3 protein-coding genes are annotated in these 15,528 nt (G+C 43.3%); all 3 read left to right on the plus strand.

Annotated features, from left to right (window positions below; genetic code table 11):
- The first annotated feature begins 2 nt into the window (after positions 1 to 2).
- Genes ACOV1Q_RS08805 through ACOV1Q_RS08815 form a run of 3 tightly spaced genes read left to right on the plus strand, consistent with a single transcriptional unit; the run spans position 3 to position 15,500 of the window.
- A complete protein-coding gene (locus ACOV1Q_RS08805) occupies positions 3 to 12,686 on the plus strand; it encodes an HYR domain-containing protein (RefSeq protein ID WP_424494028.1) in 12,684 nt (4,227 codons plus the stop codon).
- A gap of 10 nt (positions 12,687 to 12,696) precedes the next feature.
- Positions 12,697 to 13,605, plus strand: coding sequence for a PorP/SprF family type IX secretion system membrane protein (locus tag ACOV1Q_RS08810; RefSeq protein WP_424494029.1), 909 nt, complete (start codon positions 12,697 to 12,699; stop codon positions 13,603 to 13,605).
- Positions 13,606 to 13,616: 11 nt separating this feature from the next.
- The gene (locus ACOV1Q_RS08815) at positions 13,617 to 15,500 is read left to right on the plus strand and encodes an OmpA family protein (protein ID WP_424494030.1); all 1,884 of its coding nucleotides are present in this window, start codon (positions 13,617 to 13,619) and stop codon (positions 15,498 to 15,500) included.
- Positions 15,501 to 15,528 lie beyond the last annotated feature (28 nt).

Below are 15,528 nucleotides of genomic sequence, written 5' to 3' on the forward strand. Positions count from 1 at the left end.
CTATGGAACAATACTACTTAAAAGACATTTCTGTTTACATCTCAAAAAAGACGTTGCTGCTGCTTGCCATTTTTATGGGAAGCATGCTGCAGTTAAGCGCGCAGGTAAGAGCTCCTTTCACTCAAAGAACCTCTGAGGCCTCTCCTAACAAGAAGATCTATAGCATTAATGGTGATTTTACCATGCTTGGAAATACAAACATGACCGTGCATAACTATTCCGTTGACAAAATGAATAGTCTCAACTATATGTTGGCTGTTGATTCTGATACAGATTGGAGCACTAGTAATTCCTCGAGTGCTACGCTGGTTTTTTCAAACGAGAACAATGCGAACCCTGAATGTACCAATATTCTTTTCGCCGGACTTTACTGGACCGGAAGAACGAATAGCAATGTAAGAGATTCCAAAAAACGAAGCATTCGGTTTAAAGCGCCAAATGGAATTTATCAAAACATTTTTGCATCGGCATACAACACTCCCGGTGACGATAACATGTATGCTTCCTACGCCGAAGTTACTGATATTGTAAAGGCAGGAGGTACCGGAGAATATTGGGTCGCCGATATGGCAATTACTGAAGGTGACGGCGGTTCTACAGGCTACTACGGTGGCTGGGGCATGGTAGTGATCTATGAGAATGCCCAAATGAACCTGAGGGATGTAACCGTATTTGATGGCTACGCCTACGTGGAGGGAAATGCCACCCGCAGCTTTGAACTTCCTATTTCCGGGTTTAACACCGCACAGGAAGGACCTGTAAACATGAAGCTGGGAATGATGGCAGGTGAAGGTGACCGCGGAATAACGGGAGATTATTTTGATATTCAAAAAAGGAACAGCAATTCCTGGAAGCGTTTAAGCCATGACCAGAACGCTACCAATAACTTCTTTAATTCCTCGATTAAAACAGACGCCGGAAGAAATCCTAACCTGTTGAACAATACCGGAATGGATATTAGCATGTTCACTATTGATAATCCTGATAATTCGGTAATTGGGAACAAGCAAACTTCCACCAAATTCAGGTATGGTTCTACACAAGATACTTACATCATCTTTAATATGGTGATGTCTGTTGATGCTTATGTACCCGACTTTGAGGCGGTAGTTTCTACAGAGCAATCAACTGCCGCACCAGGAGAAGAAGTAGAATATACGGTAGGGGTGTATAACAAAGGTTCAGAAGAAGTTGATGATGCTAAAATCACAATTCCTGTTCCCTTTAACTACGAGTTTGTCCAAAATTCTGGTAAAGCAAAGTTCTATGGTAAAACACCTTCTCCAAACAATATTATCTACGATCCGGCAATGGGGCCTAACGGTTCTATTATTTGGGATATTGGAACGCTGCCACTTCACAACAGCACCACTAAACTTTTGGGGGATCTTCACCTTAAATTTAAAGTCACAGAAGATTGTACCATACTCAAAAATTCTACCTGTGGCAACCAGTTTCAAATACCTTTAACAGGAAGCCTTAGTGGTAAGGGCGCTATTACAGGTGCCATTTTTAATAATATAGGATTAATTCAGGGCTACCAGGACAACGGGCAGTGTTACGGGCAGCCTATTACAGACCCTTTACTGGTCACCATAGATGCGACAGAATTTATCCAGAACAACTGCCAGGCAACACCAGAAAGAATTTCCTTTTCTACCTGTAACGTGGATGAAGGAATTGCGGTGCAGGATATCATTTCTGAATTCCCTGCAGGAACCAGATTCTATGACAATTACCCTGTAAATTCAGGATCTAACGAGATTACAGGAAATTTCCCTACTACCCCTGGAACTACCGCTTATTATGCTATTTTGGAAGGGTCTACTTCATGTTACATTCCGTTTGATGTAACTGTAGATGAGATCACATCTGTTCCACAGGTAGAAAACGTGGAATATTGTGTGGGTGAGTCGGCAGCTGCTCTAACTGCAACACCAAGCATGCAGAATTATACGCTTTTCTTCTACACTTCGGAAGACGGAACTGCTCAAAGTTCTGTTACACCATCTACTTCCGAAGCTGGTGAGTTTACTTATTACGTTGCCGAAGGAGAATCTTCAGAATGTATTAGCCAGAACAAAGCAGCAATTAAAGTTAGGGTATTTGCAAAGCCTGAAGTAACAGCGCCTTTAAACGTTGAGTTGCAGGGATGCGGAACCGAATTTAATAACTCCTCTATTCCTGAATTCTCTTCCGCTTTTAGAACCATTTCAAGAAGCACTTTTGAGCGACTGGGAGGAACTATAGCTTCAGAAAAGGCTATTCAGAGCATACTTTACAAAGATCGTTTAGAACAGGATTTGCCTTCGGTGATCACACGGACTTTCCGTATCACTTCAGAATGTGGTAGTCAGGAAGTTCAGCAGGTAATCAAGGTTATAGACAAGGCTGCTCCCGAAGGAGTCAGTTTAGAGGATATTACCGCGCAATGTGCCGCGAATGTTGAAGCTCCCGTAACTATCGACAATTGTGACGGTGAAATTACAGGAACTACTAATGATTCTGTAAATTTTACTGAACAAGGCGAATACCAGATTACATGGACATTTGAAGATAAAAGCGGAAACATTACCACGGCCGTACAAAACGTGACAATTGAAGACACAGTCGCTCCCGAAATCACCTGTGCAAATGACATTTTTGATAGTGTAGCTTCTGGCTCAACAACTGCCGTTGTCACTTACGATGCACCGGTTGCTTCAGATAACTGTGAATTCACTGTTGAACAAACAGCAGGTTTAGCTTCAGGAAGTGAATTCCCACTTGGAACAACAACAAATACATTTGTTGTGACCGACGGTGCTGGTAACACTGCTACCTGTAGCTTTGATGTAGTGATCACCGATGATGAAGATCCAACACTGGAGTGCCCTGCTCCAAATAACGTAAATGTTGATGCAGGAATCTGTGGTGCTGTGGTTGAATTCACCACTCCGGAAGGTTTTGACAATTCAGGTGAGGTCACTGTGACCCAAATTGCCGGTCCGTTGTCTGGAGAAGTTTTCCCTGTGGGAACTACTACGGTGACTTTCCAGGTCGAGGATGCTTCAGGAAACACTGCTACCTGCAGCTTTGATGTAACTGTAACTGATAATGAAGCCCCTGAAATTACTTCAGTTTTAAATATCACTCAGGATGTGGATTCAGATTCCTGTTCCGCAACTGTTGAATACGAACTACCAACTGCAACTGATAATTGTGAAGGTGTGGAAGTTACTTTAACTGAAGGTTTAGCTTCAGGATCTGAATTCCCGCTAGGGGAAACTACCGTGACTTACACTGCAACCGACGCTTCAGGAAATGAAGTGACCACCACTTTCACTGTAACTGTGGTTGACAATATCGCTCCGGAAATCACCTGTGTAAATGACATTTTTGACACTGTAGCATCTGGCTCAACAACTGCCGTTGTGACTTACGACGCACCGGTGGCTTCTGATAACTGTGAATTCACAGTTGAACAAACAGCAGGTTTAGCTTCAGGAAGCGAGTTCCCACTTGGAACAACAACAAATACATTTGTTGTGACCGACGGTGCCGGAAACACTGCTACCTGTAGCTTTGATGTAGTGATCACCGATGATGAAGATCCAACGCTTGAGTGCCCTGCTCCTATCAATGTAAATGTTGACTCTGGAATTTGCGGCGCGGTGGTGGAATTCACCACTCCGGAAGGTTTTGACAATTCAGGTGACGCAACGGTGACTCAAATTGCAGGTCCGGTGTCAGGAGAAACTTTCCCTGTAGGAATTACAACTGTAACTTTCCGGGTCCAAGATGCTTCAGGCAACACTGCTACCTGTAGCTTTGATGTAACTGTAACTGATAATGAAGATCCTGAAATCACTTCAATTTCCAACATTACTGAAAATGTAGATGTTGATTCCTGTTCTGCAATTGTGGAATACGAACTACCGACTGCAACTGATAACTGCGAAGGAGTAACTGTAGAACTGACTGAAGGTTTAGCTTCAGGATCTGAATTCCCGCTTGGAGAAACTACCGTGACTTACACTGCGACTGACGCTTCAGGAAACGAAGTGACTACTACTTTCACTGTAACTGTGGTGGACAACATCGCTCCTGAAATCACCTGTGTAAATGACATTTTTGACAATGTAGCTTCAGGCTCAACAACTGCCGTTGTGATTTATGACGCTCCTGTTGCTTCTGATAATTGTTCTTACACTGTGGAACAAACTGCAGGTTTAGCTTCAGGAAGTGAATTCCCACTTGGAACAACAACAAATACATTTGTTGTGACCGACGGTGCAGGAAACACTGCTACCTGTAGCTTTGATGTAGTGATTAGCGATAATGAAGATCCAACAATCACTTGTCCTAATAACATCGACGTAAATGTTGATGTAGGAATCTGTGGCGCTGTTGTAGAATTCTCAACTCCGGAAGGTTTTGACAACTCAGGTGAGGTGACTGTGACCCAAATTGCAGGTCCGGCGTCAGGAGAAACTTTCCCTGTGGGATCTACAACTGTGACTTTCCAGGTGGAAGATGCTTCCGGAAACACTGCTACTTGCAGCTTTGATGTAACTGTAAATGATAATGAGGCTCCTGAAATTACTTCAGTTGCCAATATCACTCAAAATGTAGATGTAGCTTCATGTTCTGCAAATGTGGAATACGAGCTACCGACTGCCACTGACAATTGTGAAGGAGTGGAAGTAACCTTAACTGAAGGTCTATCTTCAGGAGAAACTTTTCCGCTTGGCGAAACTACGGTAACTTACACTGCTACTGACGCTGCAGGAAATAAAGTGACTACTACATTTACTGTAACTGTAGTTGACAACATCGCTCCCGAAATCACCTGTGTAAATGACATTTTTGACACTGTAGCTTCAGGCTCCACAACTGCAGTTGTTACTTACGATGCACCGGTTGCTTCCGATAACTGTGAATTCACTGTTGAACAAACTGTCGGACTTCCTTCAGGAAGTGAATTCCCGCTTGGAACTACAACAAACACTTTTGTAGTGACCGATGGCGCTGGAAACACTGCTACCTGTAGCTTCACTGTAACTATTACCGATGATGAAGATCCAACCCTTGAGTGCACTGCTCCTATCAACGTAAATGTTGATGCCGGAATTTGCGGTGCTGTGGTGGAGTTTGCAACTCCCGAAGGTTCTGACAATTCTGGTGACGTGACAGTAACTCAGATTGCAGGTCCGGCGTCAGGAGAAACTTTCCCTGTTGGGACTACCACTGTGACTTTCCAGGTGGAAGATGCTTCAGGAAACACTGCTACCTGCAGCTTTGATGTAACTGTAAATGATAATGAGGTTCCTGAAATAACTTCGATTGCCAACATTACTCAGAATGTGGATGTAGATTCCTGTTCCGCAACAGTGGAATATGAACTACCGACAGCAACTGATAATTGTGAAGGTGTAACTGTAGAACTGACCGAAGGTTTAGCTTCAGGATCTGAATTCCCGCTTGGAGAAACTACCGTGACTTACACTGCGACCGATGCTTCAGGAAATGAAGTAACCACTACTTTCACTGTAACTGTAGTTGACAACATCGCTCCTGAAATCACCTGTGTAAATGACATTTTTGAGACTGTAGCTTCTGGCTCAACAACTGCCGTTGTTAATTTTGATGCACCTGTAGCTTCTGATAATTGTTCTTTCACTGTTGAACAAACTGCCGGACTTGCTTCAGGATCTGAATTCCCATTGGGAACCACTACCAACACTTTTGTTGTGACTGACGGTGCAGGAAACACTGCTACCTGTAGCTTTGATGTAGTGATCACTGATGATGAAGATCCAACTCTTGAGTGCCCTGCTCCTATTAATGTGAATGTGGACGCAGGAATCTGTGGCGCTGTTGTGGAATTCACCACTCCGGAAGGGTCTGATAATTCTGGTGAGGTAACTGTGATCCAGATTGCAGGTCCGGTGTCAGGAGAAGTTTTCCCTGTGGGAATTACTACTGTGACTTTCCAGGTCGAGGATGCTTCAGGAAACACTGCTACCTGCAGCTTTGATGTAACTGTAACTGATAATGAAGCCCCTGAAATTACTTCAGTTTCAAATATCACTCAGGATGTGGATTTAGCTTCCTGTTCTGCAACGGTGGAGTACGAACTTCCGACAGCTACTGATAATTGTGAAGGTGTAACTGTAGAACTGACCGAAGGTTTAGCTTCAGGATCTGAATTCCCGCTTGGAGAAACTACCGTGACTTACACTGCGACCGATGCTTCAGGAAATGAAGTAACCACTACTTTCACTGTAACTGTAGTTGACAACATCGCTCCTGAAATCACCTGTGTAAATGACATTTTTGAGACTGTAGCTTCTGGCTCAACAACTGCCGTTGTTAATTTTGATGCACCTGTAGCTTCTGATAATTGTTCTTTCACTGTTGAACAAACTGCCGGACTTGCTTCAGGATCTGAGTTCCCACTCGGAACCACGACCAACACTTTTGTTGTGACCGACGGTGCAGGAAACACTGCTACCTGTAGCTTTGATGTAGTGATCACCGATGATGAAGATCCAACTCTTGAGTGTCCTGAAAATATTAATGTAAATGTTGATGCCGGAATCTGTGGCGCTGTGGTGGAATTTGCAGCTCCGGAAGGTTTTGATAATTCTGGTAAGGTGACTGTTACTCAAATTGCTGGTCCGGTTTCTGGTTCTGTCTTCCCTGTTGGAACTACCACTGTGACTTTCCAGGTGGAAGACACTTCAGGAAACACCGCTACCTGCAGCTTTGATGTAACTGTAAATGACAACGAAGCTCCTGAAATCACTTCAATTTCCAACATTACTGAAAATGTAGATGTTGATTCCTGTTCTGCAATTGTGGAATACGAACTACCGACTGCAACTGATAACTGCGAAGGAGTAACTGTAGAACTGACTGAAGGTTTAGCTTCAGGATCTGAATTCCCGCTTGGAGAAACTACCGTGACTTACACTGCGACCGATGCTGCTGGAAACAAAGCAACCACTACTTTCACTGTGACAATTGAAGACACAGTCGCTCCCGAAATCACCTGTGTAAATGACATTTTTGACACTGTAGCTTCAGGCTCAACATCTGCTGTTGTTACGTACGACGCACCGGTGGCTTCCGATAACTGTGAGTTCACTGTAGAACAAACAGCAGGTTTAGCTTCAGGTTCTGAATTCCCACTTGGAACAACAACAAATACATTTGTTGTGACGGATGTCGCCGGAAATACTGCTAGCTGTAGCTTTGATGTAGTGATCGCTGATGATGAAGATCCAACAATCACTTGTCCTAATAACATCGACGTAAATGTTGACGCAGGAATTTGTGGCGCTGTTGTAGAATTCTCCACTCCGGAAGGTTTTGATAATTCAGGTGAGGTGACTGTGACCCAGATTGCAGGTCCGGTGTCAGGAGAAACTTTCCCTGTGGGAACTACAACTGTTACTTTCCAGGTCGAGGATGCTTCGGGCAACACTTCGACTTGCAGCTTCGACGTAACTGTAAAAGATAATGAAGCTCCTGAAATCACTTCAGTTGCTAATATCACTCAAAATGTCGATGTTGACTCATGTTCTGCAACTGTAGAATACGAGCTACCTACTGCAACTGATAATTGTGAAGGCGTGGAAGTTACTTTAACTGAAGGATTAGCTTCAGGAAGTGAATTTCCGCTAGGTGAAACTACAGTGACTTATACTGCGACCGATATTTCAGGAAACGAAGTAAGCACTACTTTCACTGTGACTGTGGTGGACAACATCGCTCCCGAAATCACCTGTGTAAATGACATTTTTGACACTGTAGCTTCTGGCTCAACAACTGCCGTTGTGACTTACGACGCACCGGTGGCTTCTGATAATTGCTCTTACACTGTGGAACAAACCGCCGGTTTGGCTTCTGGTTCTGAATTCCCACTTGGAACAACAACAAATACATTTGTTGTGACCGATGCTGCCGGAAACAATGCTACCTGTAGCTTTGATGTAACCATCACCGATGATGAAGATCCAACACTTGAGTGTCCTGAAAATATTAATGTAAATGTTGATGCAGGAATCTGCGGCGCCGTGGTTGAATTTACAACTCCGGAAGGTTCTGACAATTCAGGTGAGGTGACTGTGACCCAGATTGCAGGTCCGGTTTCTGGTTCAGTTTTCCCTGTGGGAACTACCACTGTGACTTTCCAGGTGGAAGATGCTTCAGGAAACACTGCTACCTGTAGTTTTGATGTAACGGTAAATGATAATGAAGCTCCTAAAATTAGTTCGATTGCCAACATTACTCAAAATGTCGATGTTGACTCATGTTCTGCAACTGTAAAATACGAACTACCTACTGCAACTGATAATTGTGAAGGCGTGGAAGTTACTTTAACTGAAGGATTAGCTTCAGGAAATGAATTCCCGCTTGGAGAAACTACAGTGACTTACACTGCGACCGACGCTTCAGGAAATGAAGTAACCACTACATTTACTGTAACTGTGGTTGACAATATTGCTCCGGAAATCACCTGTGTAAATGACATTTTTACCACTGTAGCTTCAGGCTCCACAACTGCCGTTGTGACCTACGACACTCCTGTTGCTTCTGATAATTGTTCTTTCACTGTGGAACAAACAGCAGGATTGGCTTCAGGATCTGAGTTCCCACTTGGAACCACGACCAACACTTTTGTTGTGACCGACGGTGCAGGAAACACTGCTACCTGTAGCTTTGATGTAGTGATCACCGATGATGAAGATCCAACTCTTGAGTGTCCTGAAAATATTAATGTAAATGTTGATGCCGGAATCTGTGGCGCTGTGGTGGAGTTTGCAACTCCCGAAGGTTCTGACAATTCTGGTGACGTGACAGTAACTCAGATTACAGGTCCGGTTTCTGGAGAAGTTTTCCCTGTTGGAACTACAACTGTGACTTTCCAGGTAGAAGACGCTTCAGGAAACAAAGCAACTTGTAGCTTCGATGTTACTGTAAATGATAATGAAGCTCCAACGATTACTTCAGTGGCCAACATTACTCAGAATGTAGATGTAAATTCCTGTTCTGCAACTGTTGAATATGAACTACCGACTGCCACTGATAACTGCGAAGGAGTTGAAATTACTTTAACCGAAGGTTTAGCTTCAGGAAGTGAATTCCCGTTAGGAGAAACTACAGTGACTTACACTGCGACCGATGCTTCAGGAAATGAAGTAACTACTACTTTCACTGTGACTGTGGTGGACAACATTGCTCCTGAAATCACCTGTGTAAATGACATTTTTGACACTGTAGATGCAGGCTCCACAACTGCCGTTGTGACTTACGACGCTCCGGTTGCTTCTGATAATTGCGAGTTCACTGTAGAACAAACAGCAGGGTTAGCTTCAGGAAGTGCGTTCCCACTTGGAACAACAACAAATACATTTGTTGTGACCGACAGTGCAGGAAACACTGCTACCTGTAGCTTTACTGTGACCATCACCGATGACGAGGATCCGACACTTGAGTGCCCTGCTCCTATTAATGTGAATGTGGACGCAGGAATCTGTGGCGCGGTTGTGGAATTCATCACTCCGGAAGGTTCTGACAATTCAGGTGAGGTGACTATAACCCAGATTGCAGGTCCCGTATCAGGAGAAGTTTTCCCAGTTGGAACTACAAAAGTGACTTTCCAGGTAGAAGATGCTTCAGGAAATACTGCTACCTGCAGCTTTGATGTAACTGTAAATGATAATGAGGCTCCTGAAATTACTTCAGTAGCCAATATCACCCAAAATGTGGATGTAGATTCTTGTTCCGCAACTGTGGAATACGAACTACCGACTGCCACTGATAATTGCGAAGGTGTTACTGTAGAACTAACTGAAGGCTTAGCTTCAGGAAGTGAATTCCCGCTAGGGGAAACTACCGTGACTTACACTGCGACCGACGCTTCAGGAAATGAAGTAACCACTACATTTACTGTGACTGTGCTGGACAACATCGCTCCTGAAATCTCCTGTACAAATGACATTTTTGACACTGTAGCTTCTGGCTCAACAACTGCCGTTGTGACTTACGATGCACCTGTTGCTTCCGATAACTGTGAATTCACTGTTGAACAAACAGCAGGTTTAGCTTCAGGAAGTGAATTCCCATTAGGAACAACAACAAATACTTTTGTTGTGACCGATGCCGCCGGAAATACTGCTACCTGTAGCTTTGACGTCACTATCACCGATGATGAGGATCCAACAATCACTTGTCCTGAAAACATTGATATAAATGTTGATGCAGGAATCTGTGGCGCGGTTGTGGAATTTGCAACTCCCGAAGGTTTTGATAACTCAGGTGAGGTGACTGTGACCCAGATCGCCGGTCCGGTTTCAGGAGAAACTTTCCCTGTAGGAATTACTACGGTGACTTTCCAGGTAGAAGATGCTTCAGGAAACACTGCTACTTGTAGTTTCAGCGTGACTGTAACTGACAATGAAGCTCCTGAAATTACTTCAGTATCAAACATTACTGAAAATGTAGATGTAAATTCCTGTTCCGCAACTGTGGAATACGAACTACCGACTGCAACTGATAATTGCGAAGGTGTTACTGTAGAACTGACCGAAGGATTAGCTTCAGGAAGTGAATTCCCGCTTGGTGAAACTACAGTAACTTACACTGCAACCGATGCTTCAGGAAACGATGTGACCACCACTTTCACGGTGACTGTAGTTGACAACATCGCTCCTGAAATCTCTTGTGTAAATGATATTTTTGACACTGTAGCTTCAGGCTCCACAACTGCTGTTGTTACTTATGACGCTCCTGTTGCTTCTGATAATTGTTCTTACACAGTTGAACAAACAGCAGGTTTAGCTTCTGGTTCTGAATTCCCATTAGGAACTACAACAAACACTTTTGTTGTGACTGATGGTGCAGGAAATACTGCTACCTGTAGCTTTGATGTAGTGATCACCGATGATGAAGATCCAACTCTTGAGTGTCCTGCTCCAATTAACGTAAATGTTGATGCAGGAATTTGTGGCGCTGTGGTTGAATTTTCAACTCCGGAAGGTTTTGATAACTCAGGAGCTGTGACTGTGACTCAGATCGCTGGTCCGTTGTCAGGAGAAACTTTCCCTGTTGGAACTACCACTGTGACTTTCCAGGTGGAAGACGCTTCAGGAAACACTGCGCCTTGCAGCTTTGATGTAACTGTAACTGATAATGAGGCACCTGAAATTACTTCAGTGGCCAATATCACTCAGAATGTAGATGTAAATTCTTGTTCAGCAACAGTGGAATATGAACTACCGACTGCAACTGATAATTGTGAAGGTGTTACTGTAGAACTGAATGAAGGTTTAGCTTCAGGAAGTGAGTTCCCGCTTGGAGAAACTACTGTGTCTTACACTGCGACCGATACTTCAGGAAACGAAGTAACCACTACATTTACTGTGACTGTCATCGATAACATCGCTCCGGTTATTCCTGAGCTCGAGACGGTGTACGGCGATTGTGCAGTGACCATAACCGCTCCTTCGACTATAGACGGTTGTGCCGGTGAAATCACGGGAACTACCGCAGATGCGCTGACGTATGATGAACAGGGAGAATATGTTATTACCTGGTCATTTAATGACGGCAACGGAAACACCTCAACTGCTATTCAAAATGTCATTATTGAAGATAATTCGGCTCCTGAATGGACTTCCGCTTTACCTTCAGATGTTACGGTATCTTGTAACGACATTCCAGAGGCAGCTACTTTAACTGCTGAAGATAATTGCGGCGTCGAAGTAATTTTTTCCGAAGAAATGGAAGCATCAGACTGTGCTTCGGAATATCTTCTTACAAGAACCTGGACTGCGACCGATAGCAATGACAATTCCATTGTTCATACTCAAATAATTTATGTAGAAGATAATGTCGCTCCAGCCCTAACAGGGAATTTTGAAGAGGTGATCAACATCACCTGTGAGGAAATCCCAATGGTTCCGGAACTTGAATTCACTGATAATTGCTCTTCTGAAGTAAATGTAGAGTTTGAAGAAAGTATCATAAATGCCGAAGATGGCAGCTTCACGATCACCAGAACCTGGACTGCTACAGATTGTCCCGGAAACGAGGCTGTGATCACTCAGACAGTAAACGTGAACCCGGCGGTAACAGAAATTGAAACCACCACTGTTGATCTTTGTACCGAAGATGTTTCTTACAAGCTTTCTGATCTTCTGATTGGAGAATATAACGAAAACGGAACCTGGGAAGATCCTCAGCAAACCGGGGCACTCCAAAATGGCATTATAGAGCCTTCTTTGCTTGCAGTGGGAATGTATTCTTTTGACTACGTCATCAATGATGGTGAATGTTCGTCTACTACCACCGTACAGGTGGGTATCAATGATGATTGCGTTGTATTGCCTTGTGGCGTGGACGATATTAAAGGCAGCATATCTAAAACGGTGACTCCAAACGGAGATCAAAAGAACGACCGCTTTGAAATTGGTCTTGACCTTGACTGCGGATTCACTTATGACCTTCAGGTTTTTAACCGTTGGGGAAATAAAGTGTATGAAGCGAAAAATTATCAAAACGACTGGACAGGAACTTCTATTAATTCGGTGACCGGTTCAAATCAACTTCCTTCAGGAACCTACTATTACATTATAACTATCAACCAGGGCGGATTTGAACCAATTCAAGGTTACATCTACCTGGGCACGAAATAAACCTCTGAAAATGAAAAAGATTTTTATCATAGCTTTGATTCTTTTCGCCGGTGTTAATATGTATGCGCAGCAACTGCCCCAGTTCACGCAGTACATGTACAACACTATTTCAATAAATCCGGCGTACGCTGGTAATCGCGATGCAATTTCGGTAGTTGGGCTTCACAGGAGTCAATGGTCCGGGCTGGAAGGCGCGCCAAAGACTCAGACGTTGTCTATCCACTCCCCGCTTCGGAACGAGAAAATTGGATTGGGACTTTCTGTAATCAATGACAAAGCGGGTTATGAAAATTACACTTATGCTTATGGTGATTTTTCCTATACCATAAATGTAAACGCTTTAACCACGCTTTCTTTCGGATTAAAGGCCGGAATGAGCTATTATAATCTGGACGAAGAACTTCTCGTAGATGTGCCCGATGATCCTTTTTTTAACGGAGATACTTTTAACCGCTGGACTCCAAATTTTGGTGCCGGATTATTTCTTTCTGCTCAGGATTGGTACATTGGCTTTTCTGCACCAAAGCTGCTGAACAATGACAACAACAAACAAAGTGAATACGTAGCATTAGAGCAGGTGCATTACTATTTGACTGGAGGTTATGTATTTGATTTGAATGAGACTTTAAAACTCCGCCCTACCACCTTGTTAAAAGCGACCAAAGGAGCTCCTCTTTCTGTAGATATTTCCAGCACCCTTATTTATGATGAAAAAGTATATTTTGGAGCTAACTACAGGTTTGATGATGCGGTGGGTGCTTTTGTGGATTTTCAGATCGTGCCTTCCTTCAGGCTGGGTTACGCTTATGAATATTCGGTTTCAGACCTGCAGCCCTACACTTCGGGAACTCACGAGATCCTGTTGATCTATGAATTCCGAAGACAAAATACCAAGTACAAATCCCCAAGGTTCTTTTAATAACTACCAGGATGATGAACAAAAACTACTTTTTACTACTCCTTTTCATTTGCCAGTCCTTTCTACTTACCGCGCAATCTGGGAAGCAGAAAAAGGCCGACAGGTTATATGATAATTTCGCCTATACCAGGGCCATAGATATGTATCTTGAGTTACTGGAGGAAGATTACAACAAAGAGCACAACCAGAAGAAACTGGCAGATAGTTACCTGTTACTTAGAGATCCCGAAAATGCGGCGCCTTATTATGCAAAGGTCGTGGAGCAACCAGAGGTTTCTCCTGAATATTACTACAAATATGCCCAGGTGTTACGTGGAATTCGGGAGTATGAGGCGTCTAGGGAATGGCTGAAAAAATATCAGGAAGAAGGAAAATACAGGAATGTTGTTAAAGAATTTCTTTCTGAAGATGAGATCAATATTTACCCGGGACTGGAAAAGTTCAGAATTCAACCGGTTGATTTTAATTCTAAATTTAGTGATTTTGGGGCTTATGAAAATAACGGGGTAACCTATTTTACTTCAGCCAGAGCCGAAGGCGCTAAAAATCCGAAGATCTATGACTGGAATGGAGAGCCTTTTCTCGATGTTTACAGCTTAGGTTCTAAAAATGGCATTTTGGAATCGCTTTCCGGAGAGGTGAACAGCGTGCGTCATGAAGGTCCGCTGGTGATTTCCGAAGATGGAAAAACCATGTATTTCACCCGAAATAATTACCTCAACAACAAAAACGGTAAAAAAGATAAAGAAGGCGTCAATCATTTGAAGATCTACAAAGCTTCCTTGGTCGACGGCGCGTGGACCAATATCGAAGAACTGCCTTTCAACAATAACAACTATTCTGTAGGGCATCCTGCGCTTTCAAAAGATGGAAAAACGCTGTATTTTGCTTCGGAAGCACCGGGCGGTTATGGCGGCGCCGATCTTTACAAGGTAAGCCTTGAAAATGGCATTTTTGGAACTCCTGAAAATTTGGGTTCGAAAATCAATACCGCCGGAAACGAGGTTTTTCCGTTTATTTCTGAAGACGATAAACTCTACTTTTCTTCAGATGGTCATAAAGGTTACGGATTGCTGGATATTTTTGTAATTGATCTTGAAAAGGAGGAAATTCCGTACAATTTAGGGGAGCCGGTGAACAGCAGCCTGGATGATTTTTCTTTTTCTATTTCTTCTAAAGATCCTTCCGAAGGTTTCATTGCATCCAACAGGCCTGGCGGACAGGGCGGAGACGATATCTACAACATGAGATTGCTTGCGCCTCTTCTGCTAAAAGGAACCGTGACAGATTCCATCAATGGGAAACCCATTGCCAATGCCACGGTACGGCTTATGGACGAAAACGACCGGCAAATCGCCTTTTTAGAAACTGACAGTACCGGGTATTATGAAAAGGAAATCCGCCGCGACCATACCTATCCTATAGAAGCAAAGCATATCAAATACGATCAAAAATTGGGCACTGTGAACAGTTTTGAGATGGATGATAAGATAGAACTTATCTATAACATTGAATTGTCACCTATTAACGACGTAGAATATCTGGCAGAGATCAACAAGATCTATTTTGATTTCGACAAGCACAACATTCGCCCAGATGCTGCTGCAGAATTGGATAAACTAGTGAACCTGATGAAAAATGATTACCCGGGACTGGTAATTGAAATCGGCTCACACACCGATTTTAGAGGCTCTATAGAATACAACAGAAAGTTGGCAGACAGGAGAGCACAATCAACCTATGATTATCTATTATCAAAAGGTATATCTCCGGAAAGAATTGTAACTTACAAAGGTTATGGCGAGCTCCAACCCGATGTTGATTGCGATAATTGCAATGAAGAACAGCATCAATTAAATAGAAGATCGATCTTTAAAGTGGTACGGATGGAATAGGCTCTATCTAACCAACCACGAAAAACGC

The sequence above is a fragment of the Salinimicrobium maris genome, assembly GCF_049680855.1.
Taxonomy (GTDB): Bacteria; Bacteroidota; Bacteroidia; order Flavobacteriales; family Flavobacteriaceae; genus Salinimicrobium.

Coding starts and splice junctions, on each gene's coding strand:
- ACOV1Q_RS08810 (WP_424494029.1), top strand. CDS start 12,697: ATGAAAAAGATTTTTATCATAGCTTTGATTCTTTTCGCCGGTGTTAAT.
- ACOV1Q_RS08805 (WP_424494028.1), top strand. CDS start 3: ATGGAACAATACTACTTAAAAGACATTTCTGTTTACATCTCAAAAAAG.
- ACOV1Q_RS08815 (WP_424494030.1), top strand. CDS start 13,617: ATGATGAACAAAAACTACTTTTTACTACTCCTTTTCATTTGCCAGTCC.